The 20,039-nt window shown below is 59.3% G+C and carries 21 protein-coding genes and 3 pseudogenes; 14 read left to right on the top strand and 10 right to left on the bottom strand.

Features of this window, described 5'->3' with window-relative positions; all coding sequences use genetic code 11:
• A partial coding sequence (locus GUI70_RS21050) for an AfsR/SARP family transcriptional regulator (protein ID WP_272952915.1) occupies positions 1–539 on the bottom strand: 539 nt, incomplete at its 3' end.
• Positions 540–739: 200 nt separating this feature from the next.
• Here GUI70_RS21050 and GUI70_RS21045 point away from each other — a divergent pair.
• The 4 genes from GUI70_RS21045 (at position 740) to GUI70_RS21030 (ending at position 2,911) form a co-directional block, all read left to right on the top strand.
• Positions 740–1,237, top strand: a complete 498-nt coding sequence (locus tag GUI70_RS21045) for a universal stress protein (RefSeq protein WP_161884248.1) — start codon at positions 740–742, stop codon at positions 1,235–1,237.
• Between the two features lie 460 nt (positions 1,238–1,697).
• Positions 1,698–1,892, top strand: a complete 195-nt coding sequence (locus tag GUI70_RS24660) for a globin family protein (protein ID WP_237725092.1) — start codon at positions 1,698–1,700, stop codon at positions 1,890–1,892.
• The gene (locus GUI70_RS21035; protein WP_161884247.1) at positions 1,882–2,172 is read left to right on the top strand and encodes a cupin domain-containing protein; all 291 of its coding nucleotides are present in this window, start codon (positions 1,882–1,884) and stop codon (positions 2,170–2,172) included. The genes GUI70_RS24660 and GUI70_RS21035 overlap by 11 nt, the downstream gene beginning before the upstream one ends.
• A 478-nt stretch (positions 2,173–2,650) precedes the next feature.
• Entirely contained in the window at positions 2,651–2,911 is a 261-nt protein-coding gene (locus GUI70_RS21030) for a DUF3761 domain-containing protein (protein WP_161884246.1), read from the top strand.
• Positions 2,912–3,193: 282 nt separating this feature from the next.
• Here GUI70_RS21030 and GUI70_RS21025 read toward each other — a convergent pair whose 3' ends face one another.
• Positions 3,194–3,853 carry a hypothetical protein gene (locus tag GUI70_RS21025; protein ID WP_161884245.1) on the bottom strand — a complete coding sequence of 220 codons (660 nt, stop codon included), beginning with the start codon at positions 3,851–3,853 and terminating at the stop codon, positions 3,194–3,196.
• Between the two features lie 164 nt (positions 3,854–4,017).
• On the opposite strand from GUI70_RS21025, the pseudogene GUI70_RS24655 reads away from it, so the two are divergent.
• The 5 genes and pseudogenes from GUI70_RS24655 to GUI70_RS21005 all read left to right on the top strand — a co-directional run.
• Positions 4,018–4,193, top strand: a pseudogene (locus GUI70_RS24655) (transposase); the annotation flags it as partial.
• Between the two features lie 170 nt (positions 4,194–4,363).
• Positions 4,364–5,356 carry a tyrosine-type recombinase/integrase gene (locus tag GUI70_RS21020; RefSeq protein WP_237725091.1) on the top strand — a complete coding sequence of 331 codons (993 nt, stop codon included), beginning with the start codon at positions 4,364–4,366 and terminating at the stop codon, positions 5,354–5,356.
• 546 nt (positions 5,357–5,902) lie between these two features.
• A complete protein-coding gene (locus GUI70_RS21015; protein ID WP_161884243.1) occupies positions 5,903–7,267 on the top strand; it encodes a replication initiator protein A in 1,365 nt (454 codons plus the stop codon).
• A 109-nt stretch (positions 7,268–7,376) separates the two neighbouring features.
• Positions 7,377–7,979 (top strand): ParA family protein, encoded by a 603-nt coding sequence (locus GUI70_RS21010; RefSeq protein WP_161884242.1) that lies wholly within the window; start codon positions 7,377–7,379, stop codon positions 7,977–7,979.
• Complete coding sequence (locus tag GUI70_RS21005) at positions 7,979–8,395, top strand: hypothetical protein (RefSeq protein WP_161884241.1); 417 nt, start codon at positions 7,979–7,981, stop codon at positions 8,393–8,395. The genes GUI70_RS21010 and GUI70_RS21005 overlap by 1 nt, the downstream gene beginning before the upstream one ends.
• Before the next feature lie 393 nt (positions 8,396–8,788).
• Here the strand turns inward: GUI70_RS21005 and GUI70_RS21000 are convergent.
• Positions 8,789–9,466 (bottom strand): annotated as a pseudogene (locus GUI70_RS21000) (IS6 family transposase).
• A gap of 261 nt (positions 9,467–9,727) precedes the next feature.
• On the opposite strand from GUI70_RS21000, the gene GUI70_RS20995 reads away from it, so the two are divergent.
• Positions 9,728–10,630, top strand: coding sequence for a PhzF family phenazine biosynthesis protein (locus GUI70_RS20995; RefSeq protein ID WP_161884240.1), 903 nt, complete (start codon positions 9,728–9,730; stop codon positions 10,628–10,630).
• Positions 10,631–11,057: 427 nt separating this feature from the next.
• Here the strand turns inward: GUI70_RS20995 and GUI70_RS20990 are convergent, their stop codons facing one another.
• From GUI70_RS20990 to GUI70_RS20970, 5 genes are all read right to left on the bottom strand, one after another.
• Positions 11,058–11,276 carry a rhodanese-like domain-containing protein gene (locus GUI70_RS20990; RefSeq protein WP_161884239.1) on the bottom strand — a complete coding sequence of 73 codons (219 nt, stop codon included), beginning with the start codon at positions 11,274–11,276 and terminating at the stop codon, positions 11,058–11,060.
• 308 nt (positions 11,277–11,584) lie between these two features.
• A complete protein-coding gene (locus GUI70_RS20985; RefSeq protein WP_161884238.1) occupies positions 11,585–11,860 on the bottom strand; it encodes a hypothetical protein in 276 nt (91 codons plus the stop codon).
• A 320-nt stretch (positions 11,861–12,180) separates the two neighbouring features.
• Entirely contained in the window at positions 12,181–12,948 is a 768-nt protein-coding gene (locus GUI70_RS20980; RefSeq protein WP_237725090.1) for a bifunctional metallophosphatase/5'-nucleotidase, read from the bottom strand.
• A 220-nt stretch (positions 12,949–13,168) separates the two neighbouring features.
• Positions 13,169–14,473 (bottom strand): AAA family ATPase, encoded by a 1,305-nt coding sequence (locus GUI70_RS20975; RefSeq protein ID WP_161884236.1) that lies wholly within the window; start codon positions 14,471–14,473, stop codon positions 13,169–13,171.
• Positions 14,474–14,916: 443 nt separating this feature from the next.
• On the bottom strand, positions 14,917–15,168 hold the full coding sequence (locus GUI70_RS20970) for a hypothetical protein (RefSeq protein WP_161884235.1): 252 nt from the start codon (positions 15,166–15,168) through the stop codon (positions 14,917–14,919).
• 359 nt (positions 15,169–15,527) lie between these two features.
• Between GUI70_RS20970 and GUI70_RS20965 the strand changes: the two genes are divergently transcribed.
• Positions 15,528–16,214 carry an IS6 family transposase gene (locus GUI70_RS20965; protein ID WP_438503505.1) on the top strand — a complete coding sequence of 229 codons (687 nt, stop codon included), beginning with the start codon at positions 15,528–15,530 and terminating at the stop codon, positions 16,212–16,214.
• Positions 16,215–16,275: 61 nt separating this feature from the next.
• Here the strand turns inward: GUI70_RS20965 and GUI70_RS24650 are convergent, their stop codons facing one another.
• Positions 16,276–16,446 (bottom strand): hypothetical protein, encoded by a 171-nt coding sequence (locus GUI70_RS24650; RefSeq protein ID WP_237725089.1) that lies wholly within the window; start codon positions 16,444–16,446, stop codon positions 16,276–16,278.
• Between the two features lie 233 nt (positions 16,447–16,679).
• On the opposite strand from GUI70_RS24650, the gene GUI70_RS20960 reads away from it, so the two are divergent.
• A complete protein-coding gene (locus GUI70_RS20960) occupies positions 16,680–17,840 on the top strand; it encodes an Ig-like domain-containing domain (protein WP_161884234.1) in 1,161 nt (386 codons plus the stop codon).
• Between the two features lie 463 nt (positions 17,841–18,303).
• The gene (locus tag GUI70_RS20955) at positions 18,304–18,510 is read left to right on the top strand and encodes a hypothetical protein (protein ID WP_161884233.1); all 207 of its coding nucleotides are present in this window, start codon (positions 18,304–18,306) and stop codon (positions 18,508–18,510) included.
• Positions 18,511–18,618: 108 nt separating this feature from the next.
• On the opposite strand, the gene GUI70_RS20950 is transcribed toward GUI70_RS20955, so the two are convergent.
• The gene (locus tag GUI70_RS20950) at positions 18,619–19,272 is read right to left on the bottom strand and encodes a DUF998 domain-containing protein (protein WP_161884232.1); all 654 of its coding nucleotides are present in this window, start codon (positions 19,270–19,272) and stop codon (positions 18,619–18,621) included.
• Between the two features lie 139 nt (positions 19,273–19,411).
• On the opposite strand from GUI70_RS20950, the pseudogene GUI70_RS24095 reads away from it, so the two are divergent.
• Positions 19,412–19,985 (top strand): annotated as a pseudogene (locus GUI70_RS24095) (IS630 family transposase); the annotation flags it as partial.
• Positions 19,986–20,039 lie beyond the last annotated feature (54 nt).

Raw genomic sequence — 20,039 nt, 5'->3', positions numbered from 1 at the left:
AAGTTGCTTTCCCCAGCGTCATAGTGCAGCTTTGACAATTCCAGCATGGCGCGCACGTAGCTGCTCTTGTATTCCTCACGGGCGGTGCGGGCCCAGTCGCTGCGAACGTCAGGCAGGTACTCACCGCCATACAGGTCCACCGCCCGCTGGAGGGCTTCACGGGCGGCCTGGACGTCATGAGCAGGTGAAGAGAGAGCGACCTGAGCGTCCTGCAGAGCGGACTGCATGGCGAACACGTCGCTGGTCGCCAGTACCGTTGGACTCAACCGGTAGCGCTCGTATTCCTTGACGACTGAATCGGAATCTTCTAGAGCCGCGCGTACCCGGTGCAGCGCGACCCGGAATCGGTTGTTGCTCGCGACCGTCTCGTTTTCCTCGCCGGGCCAGAGGGCCAGGGCCACATCCCCTTTGCTGCGCCCCTCTGGAAAGGAGAGCAGGTAGAAAAACAGGTCGCGGGCGCTGGAAGCATGCCAAACGATGTCCTGTCCATCCAGCGTGACCCGGGTCTGCCCGAATGTAACGATCTTCAAAGTAGGCATGCGGTCCCTTTGGAAAGAAGAAGAGAACGCGCACAGCGGCTTCCACGCCGTTCTGGTTTGATCCTACTCCCTGCCCATCAGGATAAATAGAGTCCTGAACACAACCACACCGCCCATGGATGAGAACAGGGGCAGCTGAGTCGTAATGGTTCGGTAACGTCAGACGCCCAGCCTGACGCCATGGCAACAAGGAGAACCGTATGTTCAACCATATCCTGGTGACCACCGACGGCAGTGCCCTCAGCCACCTCGCCCTGCCCTTCGCTGCCGACCTCGCCCGCAAGTATGACAGCGCCGTGACGCTGCTCTACATCGTGCCACCACAGGTGATCGTTGCAGAGGGCATCTACGCTTTCGATTACCCGGCAGAACATCAACGGCTGGTGCAGGAAGGCGCGCACTTCCTCGAACACGCGCTGAAGGCGCTCAACTATGAAAAGACCCAGGTGGTGCGCTTTGAGCGGGAAGACCTGAAAACTGAGCAGGCGATCGTGCACGAGCTGGAACGGACCGGCGCAGACCTGCTGGTCATGAGCACGCATGGCCGCAGTGGTCTGGCCCACCTCTTCCTGGGCAGCGTCGCGGAATCGGTGCTGCGTCAGGTGAAGATTCCGGTGCTGCTGATCCAGGCTCCTGCGGCGGTAGCCCCCCAGCTGAGCACTGACCACCAGCCTGTCTATCAGGACGCCACCCTATAACGACCCTTCCGATCCCCGGGTCCCAGCTCGCTGGGATGAGCGAATCCAGGCTCTCTCGTCACATCTGCGCCGCACAGTTCACTTCATGGGGGCTCAATGATGGGATACGGGAATGGAATGAGGGTACGGCCAGAACTGGAAACCCTTCAACACAGTGCTCAGGAGAACCGAGCTCTTTTGCCCCATGCACGGGCACGGTTCGGCTCAGTGAGCGTATGACACTGCCGCTTACGCCGGAAGGGAACCTCTTTGTCCGCGTCGGCGAGGAGGGGCTGCGGCGGGTGCTGTGGGCTTTTTACGCCAGGGCGACAGCCGATGACCTGCTCGGCCCGGTCTTTACCCGGAGGATGGGTCCATTTCCACGCGCGGGCTGGCCGGTGCACATCACCCGGTTGGAGGGCTTCTGGCGGGCGGTGACCGGGGGCCGAGTACCTACCGGGGGCAGCCGGGAGCGGCACACATGGGCCTGGGCATCGCACCGGAGCATTTCAACCGGTGGTTGGCGCTGTGGGAGGAGACCCTCCGTGAGCAGTTGGAGCCGCCCGAAGCCGAGGCCTTGCTTACCCTGACCCGACGAATGCGCCCCAACCTGGAGCGCTTTACCCATCCTTCCCGAGAGAACACTTCCCCAGAGGGCTCTCCCCATGACCACTGATGCTATCCGTCCTGCTGCTCCACAGGTTCTCGTCAAAGCTCCTGGAGGCCGCGCTTTGCTCTTCGAGTACCGGGAGGGTGAGGGGCTGCCCCCGCACACCCATGCTGGTCAGGCGGTGGTGGTCGCTGTGCTGTGCGGGCGACTGCGCCTGAGTGTGGACGGCAAGCTGCACGAACTCTCAGCAGGTGAGGTCAGCCAAGCTCAGACAGATGGCTTCTTTTCCAGCCAAGCACTGGAGGACGGCACGCGAGTACTCGTGACGCTGCTCGATCTCACTTGAGCCCTTTTTTGATAGGAACCACCGGCAATAAACACGCAGTGTCAACGGTACTACGCAGAGGCATTCGAAGAGGGTCGTCGGTGTCGTGCCAAGTGTCAACTTGAGGTCTTAGACTGTCATGAGTTGACCGAAACTGGGCCGAGATAGGCTGTGTTTATCGTCCGAAAATTCCTCTCGACTGACAGCCAGATTAGGGTATACCTCAGCTTGACAGTCGAGCTGCTGGAGCAGTGCTCACCGGCCCCTGCATACCGAAAGGATGATCAGTACGCCTCCACATGTATCCCACTGAGGCCGCCGCCAAGAAAGCCGGCCTCGCGCTCGCTGACTTCCGCGGTGAACGCCTTTCCACGGTGCTGTACGCCCTACCTTCTCTCTCGCCCTCCACCTCCAGGCCACGACCACCACGAACGCCAATCTCCGCAGCGGTCCCAGTGCCAGCGCGAAGGTCCTGACGAGCATCCCCAGGTCCACTCGGGTGAACGTCGTCACCTACAGCGGCAAGCAAGGCTACGTCTCGAAGACGACTCTGGCGCTGAAAGCCACGCCCTCCCCTGCCTTTGCGCCTACCACCAACGGCACCGACACCAATGTGGACGGTCAGCAGATCCAGCGCCCCGTCATGGCCGACACCAAGCCTGAGGGTGCCTCTGCCCAGTGGCGCGACGGCAGCGACAGCTTCAGCGCCCACCGGCGCGGCACCTGCTCCCACCACGGCGGTGTGGCGAGCTGGTACTGAGGAAAACAAAACGCAAGCCCGCCCTCTCCCTACTGCTCGTGTCGACCATCCTCACGTTCGAGCCTCCCGAGCAGAGCAAGCGGGTGTCGAATGATTTTCTTCAACTGGGCGTGGGATGGGGCGTGAACATCTTCCAGCGTCCTCTGCTCGCCGCTTTGAGAAGAGCTATGTCAACTCCACAGCATGAAGACAATAAACCCGTTCCCCCAGCGATCTGAAATCGTCTTTCAGGACACGAACCATAGACAAGTATCTGCCGGCAACTCTGCGCGAGTTGCAATGTCAGGCCTGACCTGCCTTCAGGAAGTCTCGCGCCAGAAGGTGCAGGCCGCTGTGCAGATCCATCATGTCCTCGAACCCGACGCCCGCGTCCCGAAATTCTCTCAACAGATACGTGCAGCGCTGCGTGTACGCCCGCATCAGCACACCGGGGGACCCATCGTCGAGCTTCTCACGCTTGCTCTTGCTGTACAGATAATCGATGGCTTTTCCGCCGTAGCTGGGCATATAAAAAGGGAAGCGGGTCGGATCCGCCACGTAGAGCAGATAAGACACTACTGTGGTCCGCGCGCCTATCCCGTTGAAGGCCTTGCTTTTCCTGGGCTTCAGGCGGTCAAGTGCTGGGTCGAGGATGGCCCAGAACGTGTCAGCCTGCTCGGCACGCAGCGGTGAGGCCCAGAGCGCCCCAAGCGCCGCACGGAACTCCGCCGGGGCGACTGCTGCGAGTTCGTTGAGTGGATCCTGAAGCTGCCAGCCGAGCAGATCGAGGGCACCCCTGCCAAGCACGTCCACGCGTTCCTGGAGCGTTCCATCGAGAAAAGCCTGCAGATGCGTGCGTACCTTGGGCACGCCGGGTACCTTGTAGCCACGTTCGTGATTCTGGATATCCTCCGAGCGCGTCTTAAGATAGTCGGCAGCAGTGTAGAACTTTTCGCGGTCCATGGTCCAGCTCATTGTGCCGTAAAGTTGGCTTCCACACGACTCACTTTCGGGCCACAACGACCGGACCGCTGGAGCGCAGCGTCATCTGGCCGGTGTGCGGGAGGTGTGAGAGCGACCCGGTTTTGTGTCGACGGAGATCAGCCTTGACTATAAAAGGCACCATAATGAAAACCCGAAAAATCCACACTACTGAATTCAAACGCGATGTTGTGCAACTCGCCCGAACAAGCAGCAACATTTCCAGCACCGCTCAGGATTTGGGGATCTAGTCTCTTCGCTTCGCAGGTGGATGGCCGCGGAGCAGAACAACGGTCAGGTGGCGTTTCCTGGTCAGGGTCAATAGGGATTGAGCACAGAGCAACAAAGACCGCCGCCTGAACCTCCAGGAGGTCTGCCCGTCAGCGGCATGTACCGTAACGCAACCTTTCAAAGATGTCAGCCTGCGTAGCAATCTGAATGCTCAATCGCAATCTCCTTTACCTAAAACAGCTTAGGTATAAGATAGACAACGTGACCCTGGACCACTACCGTGGCGATCTTCTGGCCCAAAGCCGCACTTTCACCGGTCTCCACGATGACGAACTGCGCCGGCGGGCCGTCAAAGCCGCCGGCGAAAAAGACAACGCTGAACTTCAGGCCCTCACCGTTGCGTATTTGGTCCACGGTGGCGGTGCGGGCGTGCTGACCAGTCCACGCACCATCGAGGCCTATCAGCTCGGCGTCCGGCAATTCGTCGAGCACACCACCGAACAGGCCTGGAGCATCCTGCGGCCCGGACGACACGACGCGCAGAGCTACGTCAACCAGATGCTGGCCGCTGGCCGTCAACCGGCTGGCGTACAGCTCAAGGTTGCCGCCGCGGGCGCGCTCTACCGTGCCCTACGCTGGGCCGGGGCCACCGAAGCCGATCCGTTCCGCGACGTGCGGGTGCCCAAGGACCGCACCAGCGGTCTGGTCAAACGTCCACCGTACACTGAAGACAACATTGCCGATGTCCTCGAATACTGCGACACCCAGATGCGCTTTCTGCTGTTTCTCACCGCGCACGCTGGACTGCGCATCCGTGAAGCACTCGACCTGGAATGGAACGACCTCGACGAACAGAACCGCCGCATCCTCGTCAGAAGTGGTAAGGGCCGTAAAAGTCGGGTGGTGACGATGAGCACCAGCCTGGCCCGGGCCACCCGCGCTTACCGGATGCAGTACGGTCCCGGCGGACCCAACCACACCGATGGCAAACGGGCAACGACCAGCGAACGGGTGTTTCGTTTCAACACGTATATGGCGGCCAAGTACCATCTGGAGAAAGCTTTCAAACAAGCTGGGGTACCGTTTCGAGGGTTTCACCCGGGGCGCAAGTACGCGGGGACCCGGCTACTCAGGCAAGTGAGGGATTTTGCTCGGGTAGCGGCCCATCTCGGGCATGAGAGCGTAGACACCACCCGTAAGGGCTACGCTGAACTCCCCTCAGATGATCTCAAAGACGAACTTGTTGGCTGGTGAGCGTGGAGACGCTGAATCCTGATTTGACCTGCTTGAAGTACCGCCCTCTCTCACTCTGGAACCCAGCAGGTCCCGGCTCGAACAGCAAATTCGTCTTCCCCGGGCGTCATACCTGAGCGATTTGACCATGCTCTGGGCGTCATACCTGAGCGATTTGACTGTGCACCGGGCGTCATACTTGAGCGATTTGACCGTGCACCGGGCGTCATACCTGAGCGATTCAAAGGGCTCTCTGGGCGTCATACCTGAGTGAAACAGCCTTAACCACTCAGGTATGACGTTCAATTCCAGGCGTCATACCTGAGCGATTCTGGACGTCATACCTGAGTGATCACCGAGAATACTTACGTCATACCTGAGCGATTTGACCGTGCACCGGGCGTCATACCTGAGCGATTCTGGACGTCATACCTGAGCGATCCGGCGGAATCACCTCGTCTGGGACGCACTCCTTGCATTTCCTTTGGTGGTGTTTCAATCAATCTTTTAGAACAAAAGATCTTTATCCAGAAAAGGTAAGCTTGTTCAAACAGCAAGGAGTCGCCGATGTCAAATTCTCTAAATCTCAGACTTGATGATCTTAATATTTCCAGATTGAACCTGATTGTTGCGCTCGACCAGATCGCCAGTCAGCGTCAATGGGCCGTCACGTTCGAGGATGGCGACCGTATTGTGAAAATCAGCTGTCAGGCCTTGCCTGAGTTGGGCGTTCCGCATGGCATTGATAATGACGTCAGTGCAGCGTTGATCGATCATTTCAACAGCCTGGGACAACCGGAAACGGGTGTGCTGGAACTCAGCGCGACCCAGCTGCTCAAGCTGTGTTCTTTTCATAGCGGCGGTACCTACTACGCTATGCTGCGTCAGAGCCTGGAACGGCTGCATTCCGCTTCCTACACCGTGAGTGGGGGGTGGCGTGACCATCCTAACAGCCGCTGGACGCATGCCAAGTTTCACTTCATCGAATCCCTCGATTATTCGGCGCGTGAAGCTGGCACGTTCGACGAACGCACCATTGTTCGCATCCGGCTGGCCGACGCGATCGTTTCGAGTTTGCGCAGCGGCTATACCAAACCCCTGGATTTTGCGTTCATGTACTCGTTGTCCCGGCCACGGACACGTATTCTCTTCCGGGTGTTGGATGCCGTACGGGTCAATCCCGAAAAACTCGATGAGGTGGTCAATAGCTTCGAGGTGAACGTGATGGCCTGGGCCGATCAATGCAAGATCCCCAATGGCATTCCAGGGAATATTCGCCGCGCGCTGGAAGGCCCACACCAGGAACTGCTCAAACGAGGCTACCTGCGTGAAGTGACCTACCTGGGCCGCGGCAAATCACAGCGAATCCGTTACGATTTCCATCCGGCGTTCACGCCCCTCGATCCCGCCTTGATCCGACGTCTGCGTCAGCATGGTGTGGTGGATGGCGTGGCGCGGCAGCTGGCCAATGACTACCCGAAGACGCTGCTCCTCGAGCTCATCGACCGATTTGAGCGTCTGGTCAGTACTGGTGTCCTTGTCGTGAAGAAGACCCCAGCTCACGCTTTAGTGCATCTGATCCGAAATCCGGATCAGTATCCGCTTGCCGTCACCGCAGCATCTGACCACTCAATCCGGGTGCGTAGGGCAAAGCCAGCAGAGTTATTGGCAGATCCCCGGACCCAACTCGAAACAGAGTTTCTGGGCAAAACGCCGGAGCAACGCAGTGATGCAGTTTTGGCTCGGCTGACTCTCCTCTATCCGAGGAAATTCAGTGTGACGGAGCTCGATGTTTTGCGTCAGAAGGTCGCGCGGGGTGATCTTGACCCAGCCGAACTGCTCAGCCAGGGTGCTCAGGCAATGGCCAACCTCGATGCCCAGGGCTTTGTTCTGCAGGTCAAGGAGCTTCTCAACCGAGAGAACGAACGCTGATGGGCGACCGTATGTCGAGTGTTACTTCTCATCTTTGACATGCGACCATCTGGACATCCATACATACAAAAATCAGAACAGATTGAAAGTATGCCAGACTGCTGCAGGTATGGAAAAAACGATGATTTTGGCCTTGACCAGTTCGAAGGGCGGAGTTGGCAAATCGACTCTCGCGGTAGGGTTGTCTGGTGTGCTGGCGATGCGTGGGCCCACAGCCCTGATGGACGCTGATGTTGAGATTGGGACCAGTCGTGACTGGGCACTGAGGGCAAAGCTCCCTGTCCAGGTGGTTGGTGAAGAAGAAGGGGTGCCGCAGGGCACGCGGTATATGGTGCTGGACACCGAGGGACGCCCCGATCTTGAGGCCATGCTCGCCCTCACCCGAGGGGCCAGCACAGTGCTGATTCCTACGGCCCCAAATGGTGTTGAGCTGCGTGCCACGCTGGCGTTGTGGCACAAACTGAATGAGGCGGGCGGAGATATGCATCGGGTGCGGGTCATTATCACCAAAGCGCCGCCTGTCGGGACCGTAGGGCAACAGGCCCGTGACGACCTGCGCGCCCGCGGTATTCAGGTGTGTGAAACGGTCGTCCGTCTTTATGCCGCGCACCAGCGGGCTTACGAACAGGGCGTTCTGGTACGCGACGTCCATGACGCGCGCTCGGAAAATGCCTGGGCCGATCTCTTGAGCCTCACTGTGGAGGTGTGCTGATGTCAAAACGGCGTTTTGGCTTTCTTGATCCGGTGACAGATCAGGACAATCCAGAGTCTTCCGTGGCGGCGGCGGCACTTGTACCGTCATCTGTACCTCAAGCACCGCTCAAAATTGCTGTTTCGTCCCCTAAAGAAGATGCGACGACCTGGGAACCAGTTGTACCAATATCGAGTGCCGTAGAACGGCCTAGCGGCCCCTACCTCCTGCGCCGTTTTCCCCGGGGTGAACCAACTGCGCCTCTGGGCCACAAAGTCCGGTTGGAACCAAAATACCTGCTCGAGGATTATGTTCGGCAACTCAAACGTGATGGTTGGCCTGCCAGCGAATCCAGGGTTATGGAGGCGATGTTTGAGTTGATGGCCGACAACCCGTCCTGGCGTGAGGAACTCACACGTTACCTGACAGGCAGTTAGATGCACTGATTTCCATATGGATGGCTGGATGTCATATATGAGAAGGCTGCCATGGATGTCTGTCTCATCTTGGAGTCGATGTCTATGGCCTTGGATGCGTTCGACCCTGCCTTCGATAAGCAGTGCTGCCGATGGGGAACCATCGGCAGCCACACAGAAAACGCTATGTACTGATTTCCATATGGATGGCTGGATGTCATATATGAGAAGATTTCGAGACAACGGTCTGATGGGTCTCAAAGGACTGTTGTTCCAGCACCTGGCTGAGACGGCGGCTCAGGACCCCGGAGCGTTGCAACGCTGGTATTAAGACCCTCAAGCAGCCGTGCTGGCTCTCGAAGGTTGTCTTGCCTTAACGCCCGCGGCAGGCTGAGGGCAGGGGTGGCCTGAACTTCAGGCCACCCCTGCCGCGACGGTTAACCACGCCTGGAGCGCTTGCTTCTGACTGCTTCTTCTTTCTGCAGTGGAGACACTGGTTCGGGAATGATGGTGGAGATTGGTCACTCGGGCGTGCAAATTCAGGAACTCTTGAGCGCGTTTCCGTCGCCTGAACCCCTGCTGACTTCGCTCTTTTCGCCGTGTAGATCGATGTTCTTGCTCAATGACGTTATTACACCTGGCTGTGGAGATCACCTGCTGGTGGTCGACGTTAACCAAGCTCGGGATCTCTCGAATCGCGGCTCCGTCGCTGCGGAGCTGATCGGTATGGATGACCTCTGGGACATCGTATTCTCCCAGGAGTCGGGTCAGGAACGTCTTCGCCGCTTCGGTGTCCCGATGCCGCTGGAGGAAAATGTCGAGCACGAACCCTTACTCGTCCACAGCCCTCCAAAGCCAGTGTCGAACGCCATCGACGCTCGTACACACCTCGTGTGGCGCAGGTCTTCATCGAAGAGGGGTCCGAATTTTATGCACCACTCGCGGAGGGTCTCATGACTCGTCTGAATGCTGCGCTGGTGGAGCAATTCCTGCACGTCTCGGTAACTCAGGGGAAATCAGTGGTAGAGCTTTCTGGGCGTGCTGGATGATGGTCATGGGGAAGCGGTGGCCGTAAGGCTTGGCGTCGGTCACGGCGGGTCAGCCTACCCCGACCCGGTTAAGGCAACATAACCGCTGAAAGTGGAGCATTGAGCTTCCAATATTTGACTTGGTTACCGTATAACCCGAGTTGTTCCGATTCCGTTGAACAGCCAGCCAGCAAGATAGTGGTGGGAACGTCCATCAATCCGGGCAGCGCAATGACAACCATTAACAGGTGCTGGCAGAGGAGTAGGGGAGAATGATCACCGGGGGAAGACAAGAACAGCGCCGGGCACAGCTGGCGGCTCACTGATGCGTTCCTACCGCTTCGTCACCATGGATGTCTTCACTGATCGGCACTTCGGCGGCAACCCGCTTGCGGTCTTCCCCAATGCGCAGGGGATGTCAGATGCCGAAATGCAGGCGCTGGCAGCCGAGTTCAACTTGTCCGAAACGACCTTCGTCCTCCCACCCGAAGACCCCGTGAATACTGCACGCGTCCGGATCTTCAACCGCACCGCCGAGATGCCCTTTGCCGGTCATCCCAACGTCGGCACCGGCTTTATTTTGGCGGACCGGGCGCGAGACAGGATGTTGCGTTTCGAAGAGCTCGCCGGCCTGGTCGAGGTCCACCTTGACTCGGATGCCGCGGGTGTTGTTGTCGGAGCCACCGTCGCCGCGCCGCAACCGCTTCATATCGGTGTCGAGTTGCCGATTGACCTCACCGCAGCTTGTGCGGGGATTGAGCTGGACGGCATCGTAACCACAAGCCATTTGCCAACCATCGCCGCGGATGGTGGCAACCCGCGTCTGCTGATGGAGGTCACCGCTGCGGCGATGGCAGCGGCGACGCCCGACCTGGCAGCGTTTCGCCACGCGGTGGCAGTGACGCCTGCACTCGGTGGCAAGCTGTCGCTCTATCTCTATCGCCGTGAAGGTGCAGGGCTACGCACCCGAATGTTCTCGCCGCTTTCTGGGACCTGGGAGGACGCAGCGACTGGGAGCGCCGCAACGCCGCTGGCTGGATTCCTGCTGCACCTGTCGGGTACTGAGAGTGCCACTTGGGACATCGTCCAAGGCGTCGAGATGGGTCGCCCGAGCTTGATGCGGACCACCGCACGGCGGACCCCGGACGGCATCCGCACTACGGTCGGCGGCAGTTGCGTGGTGATGCTCCGAGGTGAGGTCCTGCTGCCAGAGATCACGGTCCTCTGACCACCCCATATGGGGTGCTTGCTCAATTCACGCTCTTCAGCGTAAGTTCGCAGTCCATGAACTCGAACCTGGAAATCAACTCCAGCAGTGACTACTCAGCGGCCCCCTTGCGGACTGGGAGCACCTCACGCCCGCCAGAGGCTCCATCCTGACCCGGACCGGTTTTTGGGAGCACCTCATCCAGAAGAAGCGTCCAGCTCAGGACGAATATATAGGTAGGATTTTCCTGGTCACTTGACGATGGTTGTGTCTGTTTCCAGCGCTTTGTAAGTCGGGGGTAAGGCTACCGTGTTAAGTGCGAAAGGGGAGACCTGCATCTCCTCTGGTTTGCTTAAGCTTGAGCAGAGGCGAGGCGGCGGCTGTTGGACAGTTAACCGTCCCCATCTTCAACTTCTGCTCTGGCTGCGGTGGGGAAGCCAGCCTGTTTTCAGGGATCAAAGCCGCCCTGCAATTCGCGGATCTTAGCGTCGCTCAATTTGTTCAGGGTGGCGCGGGCGATGGCGCTCATATGGCTAGAGCGGCAGTGCAGGACGATCTGAACCGCATGGTCACGGGGAAGTTGAACACTGCCCTTGACCTCGTCAAAGGGAATGAAGGTGTCCGTGCCTGGGAGTGCGTCATCGAACGGAACATGCACATTGATCAAGATGAACGACTTGTATCTAAGTGCAGTTGCCAGTTCCTGAGGCGTAAGGAAAGCGGAAATTGCCGTGGCTGATCCCGGGTTCAGCCCTGGTAAAGGTATTTCTGGGATAGGGGAGGGGAGAGTGAGAAAGGGTTGGATGGATCGATTCCCAAAAATTTATATATTCGATCTCAATACATATCGAATTTCACGGGCGATTCAACACAACTGACTCCATAGACCGCTTCGCCGTCACTTTCGACGGCGCTCAGCCTGCCTTGACGTCCGTTCAGTTCACACAAACACTCAACAGACTGTCCAGGTGGAGCTCAGTCTGCCGCTTGAGCATGCAGATACGGCAGGTGATGAGCTGTGGTGTCCTTCAAAGCACCGAACCGGAGGTGCCGCTGACAGATGAACCACATCTCGTCCCGGTCGTTGGCCAGAATGAAAAACGCGTCGCTCGACTCGCTGGCGTTCGCCACGCCAAGCACTCGGTAGAGTTGGTCAGCCGTGAAACCGTTTTCAAGTGGTCGGGGTTGCGGTGCACGAGGCGTGTTGAGTTCCTCAATGCGCACGAAGAGGTGAGGATGAAAAGTGATCATATCCTGAGGCTGTCATGCTCCGCCAACGACACATTGCATCAAGTTCTACAGGTGTGACACCGCCTCAACGTTGGGTCAACCTTCGGTCAATGTCGGCTCAACTGCACGCCCGAGTGCAGGCCCGTCGGCACGACACGCCACTCTCCGACACCACGGGAAGGGGTCGAAGTCATCACGCAGGCCGCCTTGCCCAGCAGCCAGCCTGGCTTGTATTCGGTTACGGCGATCCAGCCTAGCCCAAACCAATTAAGGCAACACAACCGTGAACGTAGCTCAGGTCAGGGCCGCCATAAAGTGCCCCTGACCTGAGCTGTAGAAGATTACTTGGTGATCGTGATGCGGTTCTGGAGAGTGCCGGTCAGCGTCGAGCCGTTGGCCTTGAGGTAGGTGACGAGCGCATCGACGTCCACCAGGTTCGGCAGTTGCACGACGTTCTTGCCTTCCTTGAACACCGTGAAGTTGTCACCGCCGGTCGAGAGGAAGGAGTTCATCGCCACCCGGTAGGTGGCGTTGTCCTCCAGCGCCTGGCCGTTGAGCTTGACGTTCGACACCCGCGCCCCATCGGCGGCGCTGAGGTTCAGGCTGTAGGTGAACCCGGCCGAGACCTGCAGCACCTTGATATTGGTGTCGGCGTTCTTCCCGCTGACCTGCTGCTCCAAGAGCGCCTTGATCTGTGCGCCGGTCAGGTCCATGACCACTAAGGTGTTGCCGAACGGCTGCACGGTGAAGACGTCGCCGAAGTTCACGGCGTTGCTGGCCTTGACGTTCGTTCCACTCGGCAGGTCCGCGCGAATCCCACCGGGATTCATGAACGCAATCTGCGCGCCCTGGGCTTTGGTTGCTGCCAACTGGCTGTCGGCAATCACGTCGCCGAGGGCATATTCGGTGTTGCCGGGTCCACGCAGGATCTGCGTTGCGCCCAGGTTCGCGACGAACTGATTCTTGACCTCGTCGGTTTTCGATTTGGCCACACCCAGCAGGGCAGTCATGCTGCTGTCCAGGGTTCCGTTGGTTTTGCGAGCGTTGTAGTCGATCAGCACATTCTTGGCGCGAACCTGCTGGACCGTGTGATTGGCGGTGTCGACCATCAGGTCCAGGCACTGTAGCAGGTGACCTGAGACTCTGCCACTGTGTTTCTTGTCGGCAGGAAGTCCAGCTAGAGCGAATCTAGTAGCCCCCATTCAGAGTCGAGCAAAACTCCCCAGGATCGCCTGCTGGAGAGTGTGTGCGAATGGAGTAACGGACAGAAAGTCGCTTTCGAATGGCGTCATCGCTGTCAGCATTCGCTCTTCTCTCCTGAAGGTGGAGCTAAGCTGTCTGAAGGCGGAGCCTGGTCGGGCAGGGAACTTCGCCTTCGCGGCACAGTTCGCTCCAGTCGCGCTGCACGCTGTGCCAGTCGCCGCGGCGCGCGATCAGGAATTCCTGCACCCGCGCCATGCTCAAGCTGTGGGGATTCACCTGCGCCGTCAGTGCAGCGGTCCCCTCAGCTGTTGGGAAAAACCGGTGCAGCATTCCAGCGATCTGCTCGGTGCTGGCATTTCCCAGGTACAGATGACGGTCGGCGCGGCCTGGACGGATCAATGCCGGGTCGAGGTCTCCCAGGTGATTGGTGGTCATGAACGTGAGTCGGCCCTCGCCCGCTGCCACACCATCCAGCGCGTTCAGCAGACCGTTGAAGCTCAGCCGAACACCCGTGCTGCGCGGCTCGCGGCCTTTGAAGACAGCGTCGATATCTTCCAGCAGCAAAATCGAGCGTCTTGGGAGGTTGGCAAGCAAGGCACTCAGGCGCTCGTCTGAGAGTTCAGGGGTCGCCAGATTCAGAACACAGACGTTCAGGCCCGCTTCACCAGCCAGCGCTGCAACCAAGCTGCTCTTCCCGTTTCCAGGAGGACCGTGCAGCAAGTAGCCCCGGCGGTACGGAATGCCCATCTCGGCGTACCAGGTCTTGTCCGATGCGAAGGCCTGCAGATCAGCCCTCAGCTCCTCGAGGAGGTCACCGTCGTACACCAAGCTGCCCAGCGGACGTGCCGAGCGGCGTTCAGCCATGATCCAGTCGTTGTACTGGGGGACATGAATTTCGAGCTTGCCGGAATGAGCTCCAGCGGTCGCCGCGTAAGCGTCACTGAGCAACTCACTCAACACAGCCCGCGCCGGAAAAAGCATACGGAGCGTCAAGGTCTGGGTGTATCCCAGCAGACGCTGGTCACTTCCTGTCTGCTTTTCACGGCTCGGCCGGGCCAGAATCCAATGCCCCCGGTAGCGCACCACAATGGTGCCGCTCAGAGGAATGAGCCTTAACGTGATCTCATCACCGTCGCTGTCCACACCTACACAGACGCTGTGACCGCCGGCCTGCTCGTTGTACCGCGTGACCAGCCCAAGGTGCCGCAAATTCCGGCCTTGAGGCTGACCCGAAAGCCAGGCAGTCAACCAGAAGTACGCCTGATCCTCTCCGCGCACTTCCAGCGTGAGGGTGAAACGGTCTTTCAGCCGGGCCAAAAGAGAGGAAGGCAAGTGACGCAAGTAAGCCGTACCCGCACCGAGCACGGCCAGCAGCAACCCACCCTGGGCGAAGTCGTTGTGCATCAGCCCGGCGAACGCGGAGTGAAGCATGGTCAGGAGGTTCTGGATCACTTCATGAATCAAAGTCAACATAAGACAAGGCCTGGGGAAACAGCGTCCGGTCAGCAAGGCGGCTGTGCGGCGAAAGAACGGCTAAGAGTGCATTGGGGCGCGGCGCGCTCCCGGGTAAAGACAGTCTGCACTGGACGCCGCCAGAAGACTTGCGCCAAGTGGCCGCCACGCCCTAAGCCGTCTGGCGGGTTGTGATCCGCGCCAAGCGGCCGTGACGCCGCCCCCCTGAAGCGCCTGCGCCTCCAGGGGGGCGGCGGATCAGCGCAGGCCTTCAGACAAGGCCCACGGACCAGAGACGCCCTGGAAAGCGCAGCGGACCCCCTGACCGCCCACTTGGCTGATCACGGTGCTTGCTCAGAAAGGCGCACGCAGCTGCGTGCCTGGAACAGGCGGCGCAGGGTGGCCTCTTCTAGTGGCGGTGCTCAGGCATCGAGGAAGCCGAGGAACTCGGCGTCGAGCCAGTCCATCAGCGGGTCTTCGAGTCCCCACTGGTCCTGGAGCCAGGCATTGACGACCTGGTCTTTGAGCCGCTCGCTCTGGTCGAGTGCGCGCGCCAGGGCCTGGCGGGTTTCCGGGTCGGTGAGGTGATCGCCGGGCAGGTCCTGGTCGGCGGCGTAGGCTTGCTGCAGCAGATCGGCGCGTTCAGCAGGCGTGCATTGATCGAGAAAAGGCATGGGCAAGATCATCAATGAGGAGCATGCAGCCCGAGTCAAGGCTCTGGTCCGGGACCGCGCAGTACTTCCATTCCCGACTTCGTGACGAGTTGTTAAACGTGGAGGTTTTCTGTTCACTTCAGCACGCCCAGAGGCTTATTGACGCCGGGCGGGCCTCCTATAACGACCTCCGACTTTGCTGCCCTTCACTTGGCAACTCAGTCGACCACGATTCGACACAACCAGCTGGGATTCGAGTGACACGAAGTCCAGCTCAGACTCAGGCAGCGGGAGCGATTCTTCCAACAGCTCTTCTGGAGGCGGAGATTCCTGGTAACTCAAAGAAGGGTTATGGCAAGTTGTTGAGGTAAGGTGACGCGGTGCTGAGCGATCAGAAACTTCCTGGCTATCGATTTCCCCTTGCCGTGATCGGTTACGCCGTGTGGCTTTATCACCGCTTCACCCTCAGCTATCGGGATGTCGAAGAACTGCTGCTGGAACGAGGAATTTGCGTCACCCGTGAATCCATCCGAGCGTGGTGCATCAAGTTCAGCGACCTCTACGCTCAAGGCCTCCGCCACTGGGAACCCCGACGGGGTTCCCGGTGGTACTTAGACGAAATGCACGTGGACATCGGCGGGATCAAACACTGGCTATGGCGGGCCGTCGACGAACATGGAGCCGTGCTGGACGTCTTTCTTCAGGAACACCGTGATACTCAGGCGGCCACATCGTTCTTCCATCGTTTGCTGGGGGAATACGACGTCCCGCAGGTCATCCACACCGACAAGCTGTGGAGCTACGGTGCAGCCATTCGGGAGCTTCCCGTGCTCCACCCCGTGGAGCACGTTCAGGTCATCTCGACTGCCCGATGCAACAATCTGGTCGAGCAGTCCCATCGCCCTACACGGCGACAGGAGCGGCAACAGTGGGGATTCAGGTCACGACAACGGGCACAGGGCTTTCTCGAACTGCACGCCCGAATTACGAATCTCCACCACCCTGCCCGCTCTACCATTCCCGCTCGCCACCGTCGCCATCACCAGCAGGCTGCCTTTACGATGTAGCAAGAAACCGTGTGGCAGGCGGCCTGAGGTTCAGCCTGCCTTTGGGAACCTCCGCCGGACCTCAGTCTCCAACAACTTGCCACAACCCTTGTTGGGGCACCCGCGAGGACTCGACCCTGGCGCTGCCCGCCGGGTCGCCGATCGACCTGCTCTGCCTGCTGAGCACTGGTGCGGGACTGGCCCCAGCGGACGCCAGGGCCACCACTGGACTGTTGTGTGATGAGTTCTTCATAGTCGGCCCCCTTCGTGGAAAAGGGGATGCGGCGCGGCATCTGCGGTTGGCTTTTCCACGAGCCGCGCACCTTCCATCGTTTGGAACGTTGAGGGGTAAGAGATCAGGTAAGCCCGCTGATCCTCAGCGGTTACGCCCCGTCCGCCCGGTTCTCAATCGCAGATAACGCGGCGGTTACGGGCGGATCAATACGCTCTGTTCACCTTCGGGCGTCCCCGAACCAAGGAGCAGATATGACCGACCGTTTCTCGACCTTTCGTTTCACCAGTGCCCTTCTCGTCCTGACCCTCAGCCTGGCAGCGTGCAGCACCGCGACCCTCCCCGCGCCTGGTTCGGGCAGTGGCCACGCTGCGACTCTCGCGGCGCAGGGCATCCCTGGACAGAGCAGCACGTCTCAGCCGATCGACACCATACCGACAACACCCCTGAACGTCACACCGGCGACCGTCACAGCGTCGACACCCGCCAATGGTGCAATTGGCTTGCCCAGCACGGGGTTCACGGTCAGTGTGACCTTCAGCAAAGCCATGAGTACCCTGGCGACTCAACACGCCTTTGCCCTGATCGTCCCGGATTTCAACGCCGCCGCTGAGCACTTCACGTGGAATTCCGCTCGCACCATCATGACCATGCAGTACACCTCTGCTGTGCCGGCCGGAACGCTGGTCTTCTGGGGAATGGGGGCCGGTGCGCTGGATCTTGCTGGAAAGGCGTTGGCGCACGCGGACAATGTGGGGGGGAGCTTCAGAGTGCTGCGGGAGAAGACCGTGAAGCTGTACAGCGATCCGGAGAAGGATTTGTGGGTAACCGATAGTGATGCAGCGAACTTCGGTGCCTACTCCGCTCGGGTCGGTACGGAGGCGGTCGGTGGTGATGAAGGGAGAGCTGAAGATGGAACGAGAATCAACGACGCGGGCGCGGTCGTGGAGCGGATGCTCCTGCAATTCTCGTTGAATAAGCTTCCTGACCTGGCCTCGATGAAACAAGTGAAGAAGGCCATTCTCCACACGACAATGATCCATACCATCGGGGGTCACACTGCGGTTGATACGCTGGTGCTCCAGAATGTGTCGACCGTCAAGTGGTTCGATGGTGCCGCTCTGTGGGGGGCTCCGGAAGTGCTTCCGGCGGAAAGCAAGCCCTCAATGGAAATCGGCTCTGCTCCGATGGCAGATGTCACCACATTCATGGATTATGACGTCAAGCATGCTGCCCAACTCTTCGGCTTGTCCCAGTGGCGCTTGCGAATGAGCGATGAGTACGTGCCTCAGAATGTCAACCCGAACTCTTCTGGATTTATTAATGCAATGAACAATGCAGTAGAATTCGCTCTCGGTGCTTACCCCATTCCGAGCAGCCAACCCTACATTGAAGTGACCTACGCCTACCCTTGAAGAGTGGTGCCAGGTGATGAATGCTGTCGCCGTTGGTTCTCGTGCTTGTTGGAACTGAACGGTGCTGATGAGGGGCCAAAGGAAGATCCGTCGGAAAAGCGCCCGTTTCACTGGGTGCTTTCTCAGGGTCAAGTTTTAGACGGCTGGTTTGAGGGTAACTTCCAGTTGGGGTCCTACGCCGTCAGCGAGATTGACGCAGGCTGGCCCGGGCGGGTGCCCCTTTCCAAACCTCGGCGCCGCGTGCGCCTGAACGCCAGCGCCAGACCTTGGAAGCCCCTCGCTTTGCTGCGGCTGACCACGCGGGTAGCCTCGTCTTCTGGGGTACCGCGCTGGCAGAGCGGACACATGGCCTGAGTCTCCACCCGTGTCCGCTTCAAGAATGAGCTCCGTCGCAAGTGATTTGACTGAGAGTCAACTGAGCGTTTCCTCGCGTGGTGTACTGTAGAGAGGTAGGGGGTCCATCATGAAAAGATCTCTCTTGATCTGTGGTGCGTTTGTCACCGTGTTGATGTCTTTAACCTCGCTGGCTGAACCGAAAGGTGGGAGCCAGACCAGCAGTACTGGAAGCGTTGACGGAAGTCAGGGTAAAAAGAAGCCGCCACCGCCCAAGCCATCGGGAGATGGCCAGCATGATTTCCTGATCGTCAAACTGGTAGAAGTAGCCCCCTAACATATCTGGGCGGTGGTCTTTCTCCGCTTAACCAGGCGTGCACGCCCAGACGTCACCGAAAATCACGGGCCTCAACGAACGCCGAGGCGCAGCTACAGCTCGGTCCGGTCATTCGACGCGAATGCCGCCTCGCACGTCCGAGCGGCTCAGACGCCAGACCCGCTGAGCGAAGACGAAGATCCACGCCAGGAACGTCACCAGAAAAACGCGCTGGATCAACCCTTTCCAGTCATACATTGGGCTTTGCGGAAATTGACTCGACTTCAACAAGGCGATGGTGATAACCAGCACCAGTCCTATCAGAAGAGTCAATCTTGCCAGCGGTCGCCAGGCCGGGTCTTGTCGGAAGCGATTGAAAGAGACGAAGCAGCTGACAGGAGCCAGCGAGAACACCACCGCGCCAAACAAGCCATGAATGAGACCGTGCGTGCTGATTTGATTGAAGAGCGCGGACGGGTCCGTCCTGAAGGGGCCTGAGGCGATCAGGCTGAACCCGATGATGCCGAGCAGAAGCGCACCGGCCCAGGGCCGCCTGCGCTGGGGGAACTGAAGGTGCACGCCGTATGCAAAGAGCATCACCAGCAGTCCAGTGAGCACGAAGTTGGTGATCTGCACCCATCCCCGCGTGCCCAGGGACAGCTCGCTCACGAACATCCGGTTGGCGTTGTAGCCTGGCCTGAGCCAGCCTTCGAGGGCAAAGAGAGAAATGAAGAGGAGCGGGGCCACCATACCCGCCAGCGCATAGGACCGGATCAGTACCACGTGAGCTGCCTCCTTTTGTGGATGGCTGCGTTGAGCGTAGCGTGCTGCAGACCTGCTTACTGAGTCTTGCTCTTCTCGACATTTTTCCTCCTGGAAGATGAGGTGAGCAGGACGCGCTCCGCCGCAGTCCTGCTCACCCACCCTGCCCGAGATCAAAAAAAAGAGCCGCAGGAGCGACGGTGGTCTTCCTGGATGAGGTGGGGTTCAGCCTGAAAGGCACAGTGAAGCACACCTGGGCGCCGCGCGGCCAGACGCCCGTCGTCTTGGCAAAAGCCAGCTGGGACAAGGTCTCGACCATCGGTGCGGTGACGAGTGCTGGACAGTTCCTGCAACACACGCAACACGGGGCTTTCAAGGGCGAAGGTGTCACTCGCTTCTTGCAACACGTGTTGACACACGTCCCAGGCGAGGTCGTGGTGGTGCTGGACAATGCTGGCATCCACAAGTCGAAGGCCGTCACGGCCTTCGTCGCGGGTGAAGAACGGCTGTCCCTGCGGTATCTCCCGCCGTATGCTCCGGAGCTCAACCCGATTGAACTGGTGTGGGCTTACATCAAGCGGAACGTCCTGGGGAACTTCTGTGCGCGGACGCTCAAGGAACTGAAGGCGCGCCTCAAGGTCGGGTGGCAGCGCGTCCGGTATGTTCGCCTCCCTGATCGCCTCCTCCACAGCTCAGTACCCGACAACTTCCGTTTAAGCCGCTCCTGGAGCTGAGAAAGAACTTATCAGCACTGTAAACAGCACGGCCAAGTCGTCTGGATCCCATCT

The sequence above is a fragment of the Deinococcus alpinitundrae genome, from assembly GCF_009982895.1.
Taxonomy (GTDB): domain Bacteria; phylum Deinococcota; class Deinococci; order Deinococcales; family Deinococcaceae; genus Deinococcus; species Deinococcus alpinitundrae.
Note: the sequence above shows the minus strand (reverse complement) of the source record. Positions and strands in the feature narration are given on the sequence as shown.